This window comes from Enterobacter sp. BNK-8, assembly GCF_048685095.1.
GTDB classification, from domain to species: Bacteria; Pseudomonadota; Gammaproteobacteria; order Enterobacterales; family Enterobacteriaceae; genus Enterobacter; species Enterobacter quasiroggenkampii.
In genome coordinates this window covers 4,199,648-4,216,709 of the sequence record NZ_JBLQTN010000001.1, presented here as the reverse complement: position 1 = coordinate 4,216,709, position 17,062 = coordinate 4,199,648, and the positions used below count along the sequence as shown (strand labels likewise).

Genomic DNA, 17,062 nt, shown 5'->3' with positions numbered 1-17,062 from the left:
GCGTCTGCCCGGCCTGGAATGCGCATGCTTAGTTCAGATCTGCGCCGTTGCTGGCAATCACTTTTTGGTACCACCAGAAGGAGTCTTTTTTCAGCCGTTTCAACGTACCGTTGCCTTCATCGTCCTGATCGACATAGATAAAACCGTAGCGTTTGGACATCTGCGAGGTGCCCGCGCTGATGATGTCGATACAGCCCCACGTGGTGAACCCCATCACCTCGACGCCTTCATTAATCGCGGCCCGCGTTTGCGCGAAGTGTGCGCGGAAGTAGTCGATTCGATAGCTATCGTGGATCTTGCCGTTTTCGACCACATCCTTCGCGCCCAGACCGTTTTCAACGATAAACAGCGGCTTCCGGTAACGGTCATACAGCTCCAGCAGCGAGATTTTCAACCCAAGCGGATCAATCTGCCATCCCCATTCGGACGCAGGCAGATACGGGTTTTTCACACCGAGAACGGTATTCCCGGGAATGCGTTCGGCGTCAGGCTGAGTGGATTCGGTCATCGACATGTAATAGCTGAAGGAGACGAAATCGACGGTATGCGCCTTTAAAATACGCCGATCGTCAGGGTGCATTTCAATATGGATATTTCGTTGTTCCAGATCGCGCAGGATCAGCGGGGGATAGTCGCCAAATACCTGCACGTCGGCATAAAAATAGTTTTCCAGGTTTTTCTTCAGCGTGGCTTCAACGTCTTCCGGACGGCAGCTGTGCGGATAGGTCGTCAGTTTCGTCAGCATGCACCCGACCTGGCTGCCCGGAATTTTGGCGTGGCAGTCGCGCGTGACCAGTGCAGACGCGACAAACTGATGGTGCAGACCCTGATAGATATCCTGTTTCGCGTTGCCCGGCGCGCTTTTCTCTTCGCGAATGCCCGCGGTCGTAAAGGGATGGCGGTGAATACTGTCTATTTCATTGAAGGTTAGCCAGTAACGCACCAGCTCTTTGTAGCGGTCGAAACAAACATTGCTGAAGCGAACGAAAGCATCGACCACATTGCGGTGCACCCAGCCGTTATATTTTTCGCTCAGCGCCAGCGGCATTTCGTAGTGGGAAAGGGTGACCAGCGGCTCGATGTTATGACGACGCAGCTCGCGAAACAGTTCTTCATAAAACTGCAGCCCGGCCTCGTTTGGCTCGGCGTCCTCTCCGGTCGGGAAAATACGTGACCAGGCAATAGATACGCGCAGCACCTTAAAACCCATCTCAGCAAACAGCGCGATGTCGTCTTTATCGTGGTGATAAAAATCGATGCCGCGGCGTTTCGGGTACAGCGCATCATTTTTACCTTCAAACGCGTCGCGAATATTTTCGTCCGTCAGGGCCATGTGGCCGCTGTAATCTTTCACGGAGAGGTTGGGTTTCCAGGCGACAGCGTCGGCAACGGACGGCCCTTTGCCGTCCACGTTCCATGCGCCTTCGGCCTGGTTGGCGGCAATCGCGCCGCCCCATAAAAAACCGTGTGGAAACGCGAGGGAATTGTCCATAACACGCACTCCTTATGCGTCATGATGATGGGAAAGGCTTACCCTTTTTTACCACCGTACTGACGGAACCACGTAAGCATCCGCTGCCATCCATCTTTAGCCGATTCAGCGTGATAGCTCGGACGATAGTCGGCGTTAAACGCATGCCCGGCATCCGGGTATACCACGATCTCCGCCTTCGCATTTGCCGCGCGGAGCGCATGGCGCATGGTTTCTACCGAATCCAGCGAAATACCGGTGTCCTGACCGCCGTAAAGCCCTAACACGGGGGCATTTAAGTCTGTGGCGATATCAACCGGATGTTTCGGTGAATTCAGCGTTTTTTCACCCACCAGTTTGCCGTACCAGGCGACAGCGGCTTTGAGCTGCGGGTTATGCGCGGCATACAGCCAGCTAATGCGTCCGCCCCAGCAGAAGCCGGTGACCAGCAGACGATGGGGATCGCCCCCGTTGCGCGCCGCCCAACTGGCGACGTGGTCGAGGTCGGCCAGCACCTGCGCGTCCGGGACTTTGCTGACCAGGTTGCTGAGCAAGGTGGGAATATCGCTGTAGTCGTTCGGATCGCCCTGACGGAAGTAGAGCTCTGGCGCAACGGCCAGATAGCCTTCCAGCGCCAGCCGGCGGCAGAGGTCGCGAATGTGTTCGTGAACACCGAAAATTTCCTGAACCACGATCACGATGGGCAGCGGGCCGTCTGCCGATTTTGGTCGTGCGTGGTAAGCAGGCATGTTCTCTCCCTGCGTGGGAATAGAGGTCTCACCCGCGGTGATGGCATCTTCAGACGTTGAGACGATGGTTGAGGCATGTGGGGCCGCAGCAGGTGCAAAACCGGTTTTTTCAGTCATGGCATTCTCCGTACCAATCAGTTAGCGCAAAGGTAAATATAGACACCAGGTTAACAACTCACAGTGCCTTAAACGGTCTATCTTTTGTGCAGCACCTGACGATATAACTTGTTAATGTGATGTAAATCACTTTTTGATGGAAATTCGATGCAATCATTTTCATTCATGGTGAGATGTGTCACGAAATTATGCTTACTGCTTCTGTAAAGTACCGTTTTACTTCTTCTGACTAACCGACCCACAGAGGAGTCACCTATGTCTAAGTCTGATGTTTTTCATCTCGGCCTCACTAAAAACGATTTACAAGGGGCTACGCTCGCTATCGTCCCTGGCGATCCGGAGCGTGTGGAAAAGATCGCCGCGCTGATGGATAAGCCGGTTAAGCTGGCAGCCCATCGTGAATTCACCACCTGGCGCGCAGAGCTGGATGGTAAAGCCGTGATCGTGTGTTCTACCGGTATCGGTGGCCCGTCTACTTCGATTGCTGTTGAAGAGCTGGCACAGCTGGGCATTCGTACTTTCCTGCGTATCGGTACCACTGGCGCTATTCAGCCGCATATCAACGTCGGCGATGTGCTGGTGACGACCGCGTCTGTGCGTCTGGATGGCGCAAGCCTCCACTTTGCACCGATGGAGTTCCCGGCGGTGGCAGATTTCGAGTGCACCACCGCGCTGGTTGAAGCCGCGAAATCCGTGGGCGCCACCACCCACGTGGGCGTGACCGCTTCGTCCGATACCTTCTACCCGGGCCAGGAGCGTTACGACACCTTCTCTGGCCGCGTGGTAAGCCGCTTCAAAGGCTCCATGGAAGAGTGGCAGTCGATGGGCGTGATGAACTACGAAATGGAATCCGCCACGCTGCTGACCATGTGCGCAAGCCAGGGTCTGCGTGCCGGTATGGTGGCTGGCGTCATCGTCAACCGTACCCAGCAGGAGATCCCGAACGCCGAAACCATGAAGCAGACCGAAAGTCATGCAGTGAAAATCGTGGTGGAAGCGGCGCGTCGCCTGATCTAGTCCTCTTCCTTCGAAATTAAAGGCCGACACGTTCGGCCTTTATTTTTTGCGTAACGCCTCGCAGGAAAACCCTTTCAAACTGGACGTTTATACAGCACAATCTTAGATTGTGCGGGTAATACGTTGATGCAGGGGGCATTGTGGATATCTCAATCCTGATTTATGCGGTGATTGCGCTGGCGGGCGTGGCGATAGGCTGGCTGATGTCAAGCTATCAGCATGCGCAGCAGAAGGCCGATCAGCTGGCTGAACGCGAAGAGATCGTCGCCGATTTAAGCGCGGCCAGGCAGCAGCTTGCCCTGAGTGAACACTGGCGCGACGAGTGTGAACTGCTCAACAACGAGCTGCGCAATCTCCGTGATATCAACACCTCGCTGGAGGCCGATCTCCGTGAAGTGACCACCCGCCTGGAATCCACTCAGCTGCATGCGGAAGATAAAATCCGCCAGATGATCAACAGCGAGCAGCGCCTCAGCGAACAGTTTGAAAACCTCGCAAACCGCATTTTTGAGCACAGCAACCGCCGCGTTGACGAACAGAACCGCCAGAGCCTGAACAGCCTGCTGACGCCCCTGCGTGAACAGCTGGACGGCTTCCGCCGTCAGGTACAGGACAGCTTTGGTCAGGAAGCCCGCGAGCGGCACACGCTGGCGCATGAGATTCGCAATCTCCAGCAGCTGAATGCCCAGATGGCGCAGGAGGCGGTCAACCTGACCCGCGCGCTGAAAGGGGATAACAAAACCCAGGGCAACTGGGGAGAAGTGGTGCTGACCCGCGTCCTGGAAGCTTCAGGCCTTCGGGAAGGGTACGAATACGAAACGCAGGTGAGTATTGAAAATGATGCCCGCTCGCGAATGCAGCCGGATGTGATCGTGCGGCTGCCCCAGGGCAAAGATGTGGTGATTGACGCCAAGATGACCCTGGTGGCGTATGAGCGTTACTTCAATGCGGAGGACGACTACACTCGCGAATCGGCGCTGCAGGAGCACATTGCCTCCGTACGCAATCATATTCGCCTGCTCGGCAGAAAAGACTATCAGCAACTGCCTGGCCTGCGATCGCTAGACTATGTCCTGATGTTTATTCCGGTAGAGCCCGCGTTTCTGCTGGCACTCGACAGGCAGCCTGAACTCATCACCGAAGCGCTCAAAAATAACATTATGCTGGTCAGCCCCACCACGCTGCTGGTGGCCTTACGCACCATTGCGAACCTGTGGCGCTATGAGCACCAGAGCCGCAACGCGCAGCAGATTGCTGACCGCGCCAGCAAGCTGTACGACAAAATGCGCCTCTTCGTGGACGACATGTCCTCCGTCGGGCAGAGCCTGGACCGTGCGCAGGATAACTACCGTCAGGCGATGAAAAAACTCGCCTCGGGACGTGGCAATCTGCTGGCGCAGGCCGAATCATTCCGCAGCCTGGGGGTAGAGGTTAAACGCGAGATTAATCCGGAATTGGTGGAACAGGCCACCGCCCAGGACGACGAGTTTCGCCTGCGTGAAGGGGCGGACGAACAAAAGACAAACAGTGAAGACAACACGTTAGCGGTGGATTTATCACCAGACGAGACTCCGGCGCGTTTCTTTCGCGGTGGTTGAAACGTAGGGCAAACGCGCCCAATCTGTTACACTTCTCGAACATTTTACTGATAAGCAGGCTCTAAGATGGCTGACGATTCACAAGACACAACGCACTTTGGCTTTCAGACTGTCGCCAAAGCGCAGAAAGCTGACATGGTGGCCCACGTATTTCATTCCGTGGCGGCGAAGTACGATGTGATGAATGACCTGATGTCGTTCGGCATTCATCGCTTGTGGAAGCGCTTCACCATTGACTGTAGCGGCGTACGTCGCGGACAAACGGTGCTGGATTTAGCCGGTGGTACGGGCGATTTAACCGCGAAATTCTCTCGTCTGGTGGGCGAAACCGGGCGCGTTGTCCTCGCCGATATTAATGACTCCATGCTGAAAATGGGCCGCGAAAAGCTGCGTAACATCGGCGTGGTGGGGAATGTGGAATATGTGCAGGCAAATGCCGAAGCGCTGCCGTTCCCGGACAATACCTTTGACTGCATCACGATCTCCTTCGGTCTGCGTAACGTGACCGACAAAGAAAAAGCGCTGCGCTCCATGTATCGCGTGCTGAAGCCGGGTGGACGCCTGCTGGTGCTCGAATTTTCCAAACCGATTATTGAGCCGCTGAGCAAAGCTTACGACGCCTATTCCTTCCACGTTCTGCCACGCATCGGTGAGCTAGTGGCCAACGACGCGGAAAGCTACCGCTATCTGGCGGAATCTATCCGTATGCACCCGGATCAGGACACATTAAAAGCCATGATGCAGGATGCAGAATTTGAGAACGTTGAATATTTCAACCTGACGGCGGGTGTCGTCGCGCTGCATCGCGGTTACAAGTTCTGAGTGGAGGTGTCCCGTGCCCTTTAAACCCTTAGTCACCGCAGGTATCGAAAACGTACTGAATGCTTTTCTCTATCGTGCTCCGGCGCTTAAAGCAGCGCGTCAGCGGCTAAACGGGAAGGTATTACGTATTGTTTTAAAAGAGTTCTCGACGCCGCTTGTGCTGGTCTTCAGCGAACGCCAGCTTGACGTTCTGGGGGCGTGGGAAGGTGACGCCGACTGCTCGGTCATCACGCACATGAGCGTGCTGCCAAAACTGCGCGATCGCCAGCAATTAACGGCGCTTATCCGCAGCGGTGAGCTGGAAGTGGAAGGCGACATTCAGGTCGTGCAGAACTTCGTTGCGCTCACCGATCTGGCGGAGTTCGACCCGGCAGAACTGCTCGCGCCCTTTATCGGCGACATTGCCGCTGAAGGTATCGGGAAAGTCCTTCAGGGTGGCACCTCCTTTGCGCGTAAAAGCCTGCAACGTCAGCAACGCTATGCGGCGGAAGTGCTGACGGAGGAGTGGCGAATGGCGCCCGGTCCACTGGAAGTGGCATGGTTTGCGGAAGAGACCGCGGCTGTTGAACGTGCGGTTGATGCCTTAACCAAACGGCTGGAAAAACTGGAGGGCAAATGACGCCTGGTGAAATTCGGCGCCTCTATTTCATTATTCGCACCTTTTTGAGCTACGGGCTCGACGAGCTTATCCCCAAAATGCGTATCACGCTGCCGCTTCGCATCTGGCGGCGGATGCTCTTCTGGATGCCTAATCGCCATAAAGGTCAGCCGCTGGGTGAGCGCCTGCGCCTCGCATTGCAGGAGCTCGGTCCGGTATGGATTAAGTTCGGGCAGATGCTCTCGACCCGCCGCGATCTCTTCCCGCCGCTGATTGCTGATGAACTCGCGATGCTGCAGGACCGCGTCGCACCGTTTGACGGTGCGCGCGCGAAAAAGCAAATTGAAGAGGCGATGGGCAACATTCCCATTGAGACCTGGTTTGACGATTTCGATATTCAGCCACTGGCATCGGCCTCTATCGCTCAGGTACACACCGCGCGCCTGAAAGAAAATGGCAAGGAAGTGGTTATTAAGGTCATTCGTCCGGACATCCTGCCCATCATCAAAGCAGACATGAAGCTGATTTATCGTCTGGCGCGCTGGGTGCCGCGTCTGCTTCCGGACGGACGTCGTTTGCGTCCAATGGAAGTGGTGCGGGAATATGAAAAAACGCTGATTGATGAGCTTAACCTGCTGCGTGAATCGGCAAACGCCATTCAGCTGCGTCGCAACTTTGAAAACAGCCCGATGCTCTATGTTCCTGAAGTCTATTCTGACTACTGCAGCCAGAACATGATGGTGATGGAGCGTATCTACGGTATTCCGGTTTCGGATGTGGTGGCCCTGGAGAAGCAGGGAACGAACATGAAGCTGTTGGCCGAGCGTGGCGTTCAGGTCTTCTTCACCCAGGTGTTCCGCGACAGCTTTTTCCATGCGGACATGCACCCGGGCAATATCTTCGTGAGCTACGAGCACCCTGAGGATCCGAAGTATATCGGTATCGACTGTGGGATTGTGGGGTCGCTGAATAAAGAAGATAAACGCTATCTGGCCGAGAATTTCATCGCGTTCTTCAACCGCGACTACCGTAAGGTGGCCGAGCTCCACGTCGATTCCGGCTGGGTGCCGCCGGACACCAACGTCGAAGAGTTCGAGTTTGCGATCCGGACCGTTTGCGAACCGATTTTTGAAAAACCGCTGGCGGAAATCTCCTTCGGACATGTGCTGTTGAATCTGTTCAACACGGCTCGCCGCTTTAATATGGAAGTTCAGCCACAGCTAGTTTTACTTCAGAAAACATTACTTTACGTTGAGGGTGTAGGCCGACAGCTCTATCCTCAGTTAGACTTGTGGAAGACCGCGAAACCTTTCCTTGAATCCTGGATTAAGGATCAGGTGGGTATTCCGGCGCTGGTTCGCTCGCTGAAAGAGAAAGGCCCGTTCTGGATAGAAAAAATGCCTGAAATTCCTGAACTGGTTTATGACAGTTTGCGTCAGAGCAAGAACCTTCAGCACAGCATGGATAAAATCGCTCGCGAACTTCAGTCCAGCCGTGTTCGTCAGGGGCAGTCACGCTATCTCTTTGGGATTGGCGCAACGCTGCTGCTGAGCGGTACGCTGCTGCTAATCAACCGCCCGGAGTGGCAGATGATGCCCGCCTGGCTGATGGCCGCCGGGGTGGTTGTCTGGCTTGCCGGATGGCGAAAAACGCGCTGAGTTTGCGTCGCTATCGACGGGTCGCATACGTATAATGCGACCTGACTCATTAATCATCTATCCCTGAGGAACGTGTATGGGTGGTATCAGTATCTGGCAATTGTTGATCATTGCCGTCATCGTCGTGCTGTTGTTTGGCACCAAAAAGCTCGGTTCTATTGGTTCCGATCTGGGCGCGTCTATCAAAGGCTTCAAGAAAGCGATGAGCGATGATGAGAGCAAGCAGGATAAAACCAGCCAGGACGCTGACTTTACTGCTAAATCCATCTCCGACAAGCAAGAAGAAGCCAAAAAGGAAGACGCTAAACGCCACGATAAAGAGCAGGTGTAAGTCGTGTTCGACATTGGTTTTAGTGAGCTCCTGCTGGTCTTTGTGATTGGCCTGATCGTGCTGGGGCCTCAGCGTCTGCCGGTGGCGGTGAAAACCGTTGCGGGCTGGGTTCGTGCGCTGAGATCGCTGGCATCGACCGTTCAGAATGAACTGGCTCAGGAGCTTAAGCTGCAGGAATTTCAGGAAAGCCTGAAAAAGGTTGAGAAGGCGAGCATGGATAACCTGACGCCGGAACTGAAAGCATCAATGGATGAGCTGCGCGAAGCGGCGGAATCCATGAAGCGCTCCTACAGCATTAACGATCCTGAAAAAGCGAGCGATGAAGCGAACACCATCCATAACCCGGTGGTGAAGGGCAGCGAAGAGCAGCGTGAAGGCGTAACGCCTGCCAGCGCTGAACATCAGGCTGCTGCGCCTGAACAGACGCCGCAGGAAACCGAAGTGAAAAAGCAGGTGCAGCCGGAAAAGCCCGTGGTTAACGCTGCCGAGGCAAAACCCGCCGCGCCCGTTTCCGAATCATCCCCCTCGTCGAGTGATAAAGCGTAAACATGGCTGTAGATGATACTCAACCGCTGATTACGCACCTCATAGAGCTGCGTAAGCGCCTGTTAAACTGCATTATTGCGGTTCTCGTTATTTTTCTATGCCTGGTCTATTTCGCCAACGATATCTACCAGGTGGTTTCTGCGCCGCTGATCAAGCAGATGCCGCTGGGCGCAACGATGATTGCAACAGACGTTGCTTCTCCGTTCTTTACCCCCATCAAGCTGACCTTTTGGGTGTCGTTGATTGCCTCTGCGCCCGTGATTCTGTACCAGGTGTGGGCCTTTGTGGCGCCAGCACTGTATAAGCACGAACGTAAGCTGGTCATCCCGCTGCTGGTGTCCAGTTCGCTGCTGTTCTATATCGGCATGGCGTTTGCCTATTTCGTTGTCTTCCCGCTGGCCTTCGGCTTCCTGACGCATACCGCGCCGGAAGGCGTCCAGGTGTCGACGGATATCGCCAGCTACCTCAGCTTTGTGATGGCGCTGTTTATGGCGTTCGGCGTGGCCTTTGAAGTACCGGTGGCCATTGTGCTGCTCTGCTGGGTAGGGGTCACCACGCCGGATGACCTGCGTAAGAAGCGTCCGTATATCCTGGTCGGCGCATTTGTGGTCGGCATGCTGCTGACACCGCCGGATGTGTTCTCCCAGACGCTGCTGGCCATACCGATGTACTGCCTGTTTGAGGTCGGCGTCTTCTTCTCACGGTTCTACGTGGGTAAAGGGCGTCGGTCGGATGACGAAGACGCGACGTCCGACAAGACCACTGAAGAGTAAAACCAGCCGCCCGTCAGGGCGGTTGTTATATGGGGATTCGCATGTTTGATATCGGACTTAACCTGACCAGCTCGCAGTTTGCGAAAGATCGCGATGAGGTGGTTGCGCGCGCGTTTGCCGCCGGGGTGAAAGGACTGCTGCTGACGGGCACCAACCTGCATGAGAGCGAGCAGGCGCAGCAGCTGGCGCAACGCTACGAACGCTGTTGGTCTACCGCGGGCGTACACCCACATGACAGCAGCCAGTGGATCCCGGAAAGCAGTGAAATCCTGCGCAGGCTGGCGAAGACACCGGAAGTGGTGGCGATTGGCGAATGCGGCCTCGATTTCAACCGTAACTTTTCCACGCCAGAAGAGCAGGAAAAGGCGTTCACTGCCCAGCTTGCGCTGGCGGCAGAGCTTGAAATGCCCGTATTTATGCACTGCCGCGACGCGCATGAGCGTTTCCTGACTCTGCTGGATCCGTGGCTTGAGAAACTGCCGGGCGCAGTGCTGCACTGTTTTACCGGCTCACGGCAGGAGGCGCTGGAGTGCCTGGAGCGCGGGCTTTATCTGGGGATTACCGGCTGGGTTTGCGATGAGCGCCGCGGGCTTGAGCTTAGGGAACTGTTGCCAGCGATCCCGGCTGACCGGTTGCTCCTTGAAACGGATGCGCCTTATCTGCTGCCGCGCGATATGAAACCCAAACCGGCATCGCGACGCAATGAGCCCGCTTATCTGGGGCACATTGTTGAGCGCGTCGCGACGTGGCGCGGAGAGGATCCGCACTGGCTTTCCGTACAGACGGATGACAACGTGCGTAAGCTGTTCGGGATAAACGTTTAAAGTTTACGGAAGTCGGTGTTTTTAACGCTCTGCAACACCTGTTTGTTCAGCAGATTAAGCAACAGCATGGAGCGCGCTTCCCCGTCCGGCTCGGCAAAAATCGCCTGCAGGCCTTCGAAAGCCCCTTCAGTAATCACGACGCTATCGCCCGTGTAGGGCGTTTCCGGGTCGGTAAGGCCTTCGGGCTGCTGATAAATCGACAGCTGGTGGATCACCGATGAGGGAACCGTCGCGGGGTGAGCGCCAAAGCGAACAAAATGGCTGACGCCGCGCGTGGCGCTGATGGTGGTGGTGTGGATCACCTCAGGGTCGAACTCCACGAACAGGTAGTTCGGGAACAACGGCTCGCTCACGGTTGTGCGCTTCCCGCGCTGCATTTTCTCAAGCGTGATCACGGGCGTCAGGCAATTGACAGACTGACGTTCAAGATGTTCCTGCGCGCGCTGAAGTTGCCCGCGTTTGCAATACAGTAAATACCAGGCCTGCATAATCACTCTTTCCCTTAGTTCGGGGCGCAAGCATATCAAAACCCTGGCGGGATCGCTAAGTTGATTATAATGGGCGAAAATGGGGCAGAACGCATAACTTCACGCTAATTTAACAAAATTACAGCATCAAGCAGGCTTACGCCGTATAATGAAGCGCTTACAGAGAGGCCATGATTAACTGCATGAAATACCACGATCTCCGCGACTTCCTGACGCTGCTGGAAAAGCAGGGTGAACTCAAACGTATTACACTTCCTGTTGATCCTTATCTGGAGATGACAGAAATTGCTGACCGCACCCTGCGTGCCGGTGGCCCCGCGTTACTGTTTGCAAATCCGAAAGGGTACGCCATGCCGGTGCTGTGCAACCTGTTTGGTACCCCGCGTCGCGTCGCACTGGGGATGGGGCAGGAAGACGTCACGGCCCTGCGCGAAGTCGGTAAGCTGCTGGCCTTCCTGAAAGAGCCGGAGCCGCCGAAAGGCTTCCGCGATCTGTTCGACAAGCTGCCGCAGTTTAAGCAGGTGCTGAACATGCCCACTAAACGCCTGCGCGGCGCGCCGTGCCAGCAGAAGGTGCTGGAAGGCGATGCAGTTGATTTGACTAAAATCCCTATCATGCAGTGCTGGCCGGAAGATGCCGCGCCGCTGATCACCTGGGGACTCACCGTCACGCGCGGCCCGCACAAAGAGCGCCAGAATCTCGGTATTTACCGCCAGCAGTTGATTGGTAAGAATAAGCTCATTATGCGCTGGCTGTCGCATCGCGGCGGCGCGCTGGATTTCCAGGAGTGGTGTGCTGCGCATCCGGGTGAACGTTTCCCGGTGTCCGTTGCGCTGGGCGCCGATCCAGCCACCATTCTCGGGGCCGTCACGCCCGTACCGGATACGCTCTCGGAGTATGCCTTTGCTGGCCTGCTGCGCGGAACGAAAACCGAAGTCGTGAAGTGTATCTCTAACGATCTTGAAGTCCCGGCCAGTGCAGAAATTGTGCTGGAAGGTTACATTGAACCGGGTGAAATGGCGCCGGAAGGCCCTTACGGCGACCACACCGGCTATTACAACGAAGTGGATAACTTCCCGGTGTTTACCGTGACGCACATTACGCAGCGTGAAGATGCGATTTATCACTCCACGTATACCGGGCGTCCACCGGATGAACCGGCGGTACTGGGCGTGGCGCTGAACGAAGTGTTTGTGCCGATCCTGCAAAAGCAGTTCCCGGAAATTGTTGATTTTTATCTGCCGCCTGAAGGATGCTCGTATCGCATGGCGGTGGTCACGATGAAGAAGCAGTATCCAGGCCATGCTAAACGCGTGATGATGGGCGTGTGGTCTTTCCTGCGCCAGTTTATGTATACCAAATTTGTTATTGTCTGCGATGATGACGTTAACGCCCGCGACTGGAATGACGTAATCTGGGCCATTACCACGCGAATGGACCCGGCGCGCGATACGGTGTTAGTCGAAAACACGCCGATTGATTATCTGGATTTTGCCTCGCCGGTTTCCGGTCTTGGCTCAAAGATGGGACTGGATGCCACAAATAAATGGCCTGGCGAAACCGACCGTGAATGGGGTCGCCCGATCAAAAAAGATCCTGCTGTGACCGCGCGCATTGACGCGATCTGGGACGAGCTGGCCATAATGAATAACGGTAAACCCTGAGCTGACCGTTAAGCCCTATAGACTTCCCGACAGAGAGAGCGAATGACAACCTTAAGCTGTAAAGTGACCTCGGTAGATGCCATCACCGACACCGTATATCGCGTCCGTTTAGTGCCAGAAGCGCCATTCTCTTTCCGCGCGGGTCAGTATCTGATGGTCGTGATGGATGAGCGTGATAAGCGTCCTTTCTCCATGGCCTCCACGCCAGCGGAGCAGGAATTTATTGAGCTTCATATCGGTGCGTCAGAGCTTAACCTGTATGCGATGGCCGTCATGGACCGCATTCTGAAAGAGCGCGAGATCGTAGTGGATATTCCGCACGGTGATGCGTGGCTGCGCGATGACGAGGACCGTCCGCTGATCCTGATTGCTGGTGGTACAGGCTTCTCCTACGTGCGCTCCATTCTGTTGACCGCCCTGGCGCGTAACCCTGACCGTGATATCACGATCTACTGGGGTGGCCGTGAAGAGAAACACCTGTATGACCTGTCTGAACTGGAAGCGCTGAGCGTCACCCATCCTAACCTGCGCATTGAACCGGTGGTTGAGCAGCCGGAAGAGGGCTGGCGCGGGCGTAGCGGGACGGTGCTGACGGCAGTGCTGCAGGATCACGGTACGCTGGCGGGGCATGATATTTACATTGCAGGGCGTTTCGAGATGGCGAAAATCGCCCGCGATCTGTTCTGTAACGAACGTGATGCGCGTGAAGACCGCCTGTTTGGCGATGCGTTTGCCTTCATTTAAATAAAAAACCCGCCCCTGACAGGCGGGAAGAACGGCAACTAAACTATTTCTCTTCGCCAGTGACACGACTGGCGGCGAGGTACCTCTCGTAGGCCGGGAAAGCGCAGCGCCTCCCGGCAAAAGCCCGATGGCGCGATGCTTATCGGGCCTACGTTATAGCCTTACACTCTCTCAAATACCGTCGCGATACCCTGACCCAGCCCGATACACATCGTTGCCAGACCAAACTGGGCATCTTTGCGTTCCATCAGGTTGATCAGCGTCGTGCTGATACGCGCCCCGGAACAGCCCAGCGGGTGACCGAGGGCGATCGCGCCGCCGTTGAGGTTAATCTTCTCGTCGATCTGCTCCATCAGCCCCAGATCTTTAATGCACGGCAGGATCTGCGCGGCGAACGCTTCGTTCATCTCAAAGAGATCGATGTCGCTGGCGGTTAAGCCCGCTTTTTTCAGTGCCAGCTTTGAAGCCGGAACCGGGCCGTAGCCCATGATCGACGGATCGCAGCCCACGACCGCCATCGAGCGTACCCGAGCGCGAGGCGTTAATCCCAGCTCGCGGGCGCGGCTTTCGCTCATTACCAGCATCGCGGCGGCGCCGTCGGACAACGCCGACGAGGTCCCTGCCGTGACCGTACCGGTGACGGGGTCAAACGCCGGACGCAGCGTGGAAAGCGCTTCGACGGTGGTTTCCGGGCGGATGACTTCGTCGTAGCTGAACTGCTTCAGAACGCCGTCTGCATCGTGGCCGCCGGTAGGGATGATCTCGTTCTTAAAGGCACCAGACTGCGTGGCGGCCCATGCGCGAGCGTGAGAACGCGCGGCAAAGGCATCCTGCATTTCGCGGCTGATGCCGTGCAGGCGGGAGAGCATCTCGGCGGTCAGACCCATCATCCCCGCAGCTTTCGCCACGTTGCGGCTCATCCCCGGGTGGAAATCGACCCCGTGACTCATCGGGACGTGTCCCATATGCTCGACGCCACCGACCAGGCAAGCCTGAGCATCGCCGGTCATGATCATGCGGGCCGCGTCGTGCAGCGCCTGCATTGATGAACCGCACAGGCGGTTAACGGTGACGGCCGGAACCGAATGCGGGATCTCCGCCAGCAGCGACGCGTTGCGGGCGATGTTGAAGCCCTGCTCCAGGGTCTGCTGCACGCAGCCCCAGTAGATATCGTCGAGCGCAGCCGGATCCAGCGCCGGGTTACGCGCCAGCAGGCTACGCATCAGGTGCGCGGAGAGGTCTTCCGCACGCACGTTACGGAACGCGCCGCCTTTTGAACGGCCCATCGGGGTGCGAATCGCATCAACAATGACAACCTTTTCCATTGTGACTCCTTAAGCCGTTTTCAGCTCGCCAACCGGACGGGCTGGCTCAACTGCGGGATAGTAGGGTTCGTTATGGCGCGCTTTGTTACGCAGCCCTTCCGGCACTTCATACAGCGGGCCGAGGTGCTGATACTGCTGAGCCATATCGAGATAGCGGGCGCTGCCGAGTGTGTCCAGCCAGCGGAACGCGCCGCCGTGGAACGGAGGGAAGCCCAGGCCGTATACCAGCGCCATATCCGCTTCCGCCGGGCTGGCGATAATGCCTTCTTCGAGGCAACGCACCACTTCGTTGATCATCGGAATCATCATGCGGGCGATGATCTCATCGTCGGTGAAGTCGCGTTTCGGCTGACTGACATCGGCCAGCAGGCTATCCACCGCCGCGTCTTCTTCTTTCTTCGGTTTGCCCTTGCTGTCTTCTTTATAGCGCCAGAAGCCCAGACCGTTTTTCTGACCGAAGCGGTTAGCGTCGAACAGCGCGTCAATCGCGTCGCGATAGTCTTTCTGCATGCGCTGCGGGAAGCCTGCCGCCATTACTGCCTGGGCGTGGTGGGCGGTATCAATGCCCACAACGTCCAGCAGATACGCCGGTCCCATCGGCCAGCCGAACTGTTTTTCCATCACTTTGTCGATTTTGCGGAAGTCCGCGCCGTCGCGCAGCAGTTGGCTAAAACCGGCGAAATAAGGGAACAGCACGCGGTTGACGAAGAAGCCCGGACAATCGTTAACGACGATCGGCGTTTTGCCCATCTTGCTGGCCCAGGCCACCACTTTGGCGATGGTGTCGTCAGAGGTTTTTTCCCCACGGATCACTTCGACCAGCGGCATACGGTGTACCGGGTTGAAGAAGTGCATACCGCAGAAGTTTTCCGGACGCTTCAGCACGCTCGCCAGTTCGCTGATTGGAATGGTGGAGGTGTTAGAGGCCAGCACGGTATCCGGGCGAACCTTGTCTTCCGTTTCCGCCAGCACCGCTTTTTTAACCTTCGGGTTCTCGACGACGGCTTCGACCACCACGTCGACACGATCAAAACCGCTGTATTCCAGCACGGGCTGAATGGTGGAAATCACGCCTGCAAGCTTCAGACCGTCAATTTTGCCGCGCTCAAGCTGTTTATTCAGCAGCTTGGCCGCTTCGGTCATGCCCAGCGTCAGGGATTTCTCGTTGATGTCTTTCATCACCACCGGCACGCCTTTCCAGGCTGACTGGTAAGCGATGCCGCCACCCATAATGCCCGCGCCGAGTACCGCCGCATGTTTTGGCGTCTCAACGTTTTTGGTCAGCTGTTTGGCTTTGCCTTTCACAAACTGATCGTTCAGGAAGATACCGACCAGCGCACGAGCCTCATTGGTGTGCGCCAGCGGGACAAAGCTCTGATTTTCGAGCTTCAGCGCTTCATCGCGTCCGAGACGGGCAGCCGCTTCGATGGTTTTCACCGCCGTGATTGGCGCCGGGTAGTGTTTACCCGCCGTCTGCATCACCATGCCTTTGGCGATGGTGAAGCTCATGGTGGCTTCAATCTTGCTGAGTTTTAACGGCTCCAGCTTCGGCTGGCGTTTGGCCTTCCAGTCCAGATCGCCGTTAATGGCCTGACGCAGAATGGCGAGTGCGCCTTCAACAAGCTTCTCCGGTTTTACAACGCCGTCGACCAGACCAATTTTCTGCGCCTGTTCTGCGCCGACATCTTTACCCGCGGCAATGATCTCCAGCGCGCTGTCGGCACCGAGCATGCGCGGCATACGGACGGAGCCGCCAAAGCCCGGCATAATGCCCAGCTTGGTTTCCGGCAGGCCGATGCGCAGGTCCGGCGTCGCCAGGCGATAGTCGGTCGCCAGCACGCACTCGCAGCCACCGCCCAGCGCATAGCCGTTAACGGCGGAAATAGTCGGGACAGGCAGATCTTCCAGACGATTAAAGACGCTGTTGGCAAAGTGCAGCCACTGGCTCAGCTGTTCTTCCGGCACCAGGAACAGCGAAAGGAACTCGGTGATATCGGCACCGACGATAAAGGCCGCTTTGTTCGAACGCAGCAGCAGCCCTTTTAATTCAGGTTGTTTTTCAAGAACATCCAGCGCCTGGCCAAGACTGGCCACCGTCGCGGTATCAAGCTTGTTCACTGAGCCGGGGGCATCGAACACCAGTTCGGCAATGCCATCTTCCAGCCAGTTGAGGTACAGGGTGTCGCCTTTGTAGAGCATGTCAGTCTCCTGAATCCAGCAATTGGATCTGGTCATACCAGATGAATCGGAGTGTGGGATTTATGTTAATAAAATGCAAATTACTCATTAAGAAATTGCTGCATTGATCACGGTCGGTGGAAATCACGCAGGCGGAGT

The 17,062-nt window shown here is 56.3% G+C and carries 16 protein-coding genes; 11 read left to right on the top strand and 5 right to left on the bottom strand.

Going from position 1 to position 17,062, the window contains the following annotated elements; translation table 11 throughout:
• Positions 1–28 precede the first annotated feature (28 nt).
• Positions 29–1,492: a glycoside hydrolase family 1 protein gene (locus ACMGGU_RS20415; protein ID WP_420300868.1), complete on the bottom strand. Its 1,464-nt coding sequence runs from the start codon at positions 1,490–1,492 to the stop codon at positions 29–31.
• Between the two features lie 38 nt (positions 1,493–1,530).
• On the bottom strand, positions 1,531–2,337 hold the full coding sequence (locus ACMGGU_RS20410; RefSeq protein ID WP_048030776.1) for a dienelactone hydrolase family protein: 807 nt from the start codon (positions 2,335–2,337) through the stop codon (positions 1,531–1,533).
• Positions 2,338–2,592: 255 nt separating this feature from the next.
• Between ACMGGU_RS20410 and udp the strand changes: the two genes are divergently transcribed.
• The 9 genes from udp (at position 2,593) to tatD (ending at position 10,504) form a co-directional block, all read left to right on the top strand.
• Complete coding sequence (udp, locus tag ACMGGU_RS20405) at positions 2,593–3,354, top strand: uridine phosphorylase (protein WP_003860792.1); 762 nt, start codon at positions 2,593–2,595, stop codon at positions 3,352–3,354.
• Positions 3,355–3,494: 140 nt separating this feature from the next.
• On the top strand, positions 3,495–4,952 hold the full coding sequence (gene rmuC / locus ACMGGU_RS20400; RefSeq protein ID WP_024907997.1) for a DNA recombination protein RmuC: 1,458 nt from the start codon (positions 3,495–3,497) through the stop codon (positions 4,950–4,952).
• A 66-nt stretch (positions 4,953–5,018) separates the two neighbouring features.
• Positions 5,019–5,774, top strand: coding sequence for a bifunctional demethylmenaquinone methyltransferase/2-methoxy-6-polyprenyl-1,4-benzoquinol methylase UbiE (gene ubiE, locus ACMGGU_RS20395; protein ID WP_023309612.1), 756 nt, complete (start codon positions 5,019–5,021; stop codon positions 5,772–5,774).
• A 13-nt stretch (positions 5,775–5,787) separates the two neighbouring features.
• Complete coding sequence (gene ubiJ, locus ACMGGU_RS20390) at positions 5,788–6,393, top strand: ubiquinone biosynthesis protein UbiJ (RefSeq protein WP_048030774.1); 606 nt, start codon at positions 5,788–5,790, stop codon at positions 6,391–6,393.
• Complete coding sequence (gene ubiB / locus ACMGGU_RS20385) at positions 6,390–8,030, top strand: ubiquinone biosynthesis regulatory protein kinase UbiB (protein ID WP_045909219.1); 1,641 nt, start codon at positions 6,390–6,392, stop codon at positions 8,028–8,030. The genes ubiJ and ubiB overlap by 4 nt, the downstream gene beginning before the upstream one ends.
• A gap of 76 nt (positions 8,031–8,106) precedes the next feature.
• On the top strand, positions 8,107–8,361 hold the full coding sequence (gene tatA, locus ACMGGU_RS20380; RefSeq protein WP_020882874.1) for a Sec-independent protein translocase subunit TatA: 255 nt from the start codon (positions 8,107–8,109) through the stop codon (positions 8,359–8,361).
• Positions 8,362–8,364: 3 nt separating this feature from the next.
• On the top strand, positions 8,365–8,907 hold the full coding sequence (gene tatB / locus ACMGGU_RS20375; protein WP_008501521.1) for a Sec-independent protein translocase protein TatB: 543 nt from the start codon (positions 8,365–8,367) through the stop codon (positions 8,905–8,907).
• A 2-nt stretch (positions 8,908–8,909) separates the two neighbouring features.
• Complete coding sequence (gene tatC / locus ACMGGU_RS20370) at positions 8,910–9,680, top strand: Sec-independent protein translocase subunit TatC (RefSeq protein ID WP_045909218.1); 771 nt, start codon at positions 8,910–8,912, stop codon at positions 9,678–9,680.
• Between the two features lie 41 nt (positions 9,681–9,721).
• Positions 9,722–10,504, top strand: coding sequence for a 3'-5' ssDNA/RNA exonuclease TatD (gene tatD / locus ACMGGU_RS20365; protein ID WP_395299658.1), 783 nt, complete (start codon positions 9,722–9,724; stop codon positions 10,502–10,504).
• On the opposite strand, the gene rfaH is transcribed toward tatD, so the two are convergent.
• Positions 10,501–10,992, bottom strand: a complete 492-nt coding sequence (rfaH, locus tag ACMGGU_RS20360) for a transcription/translation regulatory transformer protein RfaH (RefSeq protein ID WP_028015881.1) — start codon at positions 10,990–10,992, stop codon at positions 10,501–10,503. The genes tatD and rfaH overlap by 4 nt on opposite strands.
• 170 nt (positions 10,993–11,162) lie before the next feature.
• Here rfaH and ubiD point away from each other — a divergent pair, with 170 nt between their 5' ends.
• Complete coding sequence (ubiD, locus tag ACMGGU_RS20355; RefSeq protein WP_420300867.1) at positions 11,163–12,656, top strand: 4-hydroxy-3-polyprenylbenzoate decarboxylase; 1,494 nt, start codon at positions 11,163–11,165, stop codon at positions 12,654–12,656.
• A 42-nt stretch (positions 12,657–12,698) separates the two neighbouring features.
• Positions 12,699–13,400: an NAD(P)H-flavin reductase gene (gene fre / locus ACMGGU_RS20350; protein WP_008501516.1), complete on the top strand. Its 702-nt coding sequence runs from the start codon at positions 12,699–12,701 to the stop codon at positions 13,398–13,400.
• 161 nt (positions 13,401–13,561) lie between these two features.
• On the opposite strand, the gene fadA is transcribed toward fre, so the two are convergent.
• A complete protein-coding gene (gene fadA, locus ACMGGU_RS20345; protein ID WP_008501515.1) occupies positions 13,562–14,725 on the bottom strand; it encodes an acetyl-CoA C-acyltransferase FadA in 1,164 nt (387 codons plus the stop codon).
• A gap of 9 nt (positions 14,726–14,734) precedes the next feature.
• Complete coding sequence (gene fadB / locus ACMGGU_RS20340; protein WP_252078035.1) at positions 14,735–16,924, bottom strand: fatty acid oxidation complex subunit alpha FadB; 2,190 nt, start codon at positions 16,922–16,924, stop codon at positions 14,735–14,737.
• Between the last annotated feature and the right edge of the window lie 138 nt (positions 16,925–17,062).

What these genes read in the sequence shown, in the direction of transcription:
- ACMGGU_RS20415 (WP_420300868.1), bottom strand. Translation starts at nt 1,492, where the DNA reads ATGGACAATTCCCTCGCGTTTCCACACGGTTTTTTATGGGGCGGCGCG.
- ACMGGU_RS20410 (WP_048030776.1), bottom strand. Translation starts at nt 2,337, where the DNA reads ATGACTGAAAAAACCGGTTTTGCACCTGCTGCGGCCCCACATGCCTCA.
- udp (WP_003860792.1), top strand. Translation starts at nt 2,593, where the DNA reads ATGTCTAAGTCTGATGTTTTTCATCTCGGCCTCACTAAAAACGATTTA.
- ubiE (WP_023309612.1), top strand. Translation starts at nt 5,019, where the DNA reads ATGGCTGACGATTCACAAGACACAACGCACTTTGGCTTTCAGACTGTC.
- ubiB (WP_045909219.1), top strand. Translation starts at nt 6,390, where the DNA reads ATGACGCCTGGTGAAATTCGGCGCCTCTATTTCATTATTCGCACCTTT.
- tatA (WP_020882874.1), top strand. Translation starts at nt 8,107, where the DNA reads ATGGGTGGTATCAGTATCTGGCAATTGTTGATCATTGCCGTCATCGTC.
- tatC (WP_045909218.1), top strand. Translation starts at nt 8,910, where the DNA reads ATGGCTGTAGATGATACTCAACCGCTGATTACGCACCTCATAGAGCTG.
- tatD (WP_395299658.1), top strand. Translation starts at nt 9,722, where the DNA reads ATGTTTGATATCGGACTTAACCTGACCAGCTCGCAGTTTGCGAAAGAT.
- rfaH (WP_028015881.1), bottom strand. Translation starts at nt 10,992, where the DNA reads ATGCAGGCCTGGTATTTACTGTATTGCAAACGCGGGCAACTTCAGCGC.
- ubiD (WP_420300867.1), top strand. Translation starts at nt 11,163, where the DNA reads ATGATTAACTGCATGAAATACCACGATCTCCGCGACTTCCTGACGCTG.
- fre (WP_008501516.1), top strand. Translation starts at nt 12,699, where the DNA reads ATGACAACCTTAAGCTGTAAAGTGACCTCGGTAGATGCCATCACCGAC.
- fadA (WP_008501515.1), bottom strand. Translation starts at nt 14,725, where the DNA reads ATGGAAAAGGTTGTCATTGTTGATGCGATTCGCACCCCGATGGGCCGT.
- fadB (WP_252078035.1), bottom strand. Translation starts at nt 16,924, where the DNA reads ATGCTCTACAAAGGCGACACCCTGTACCTCAACTGGCTGGAAGATGGC.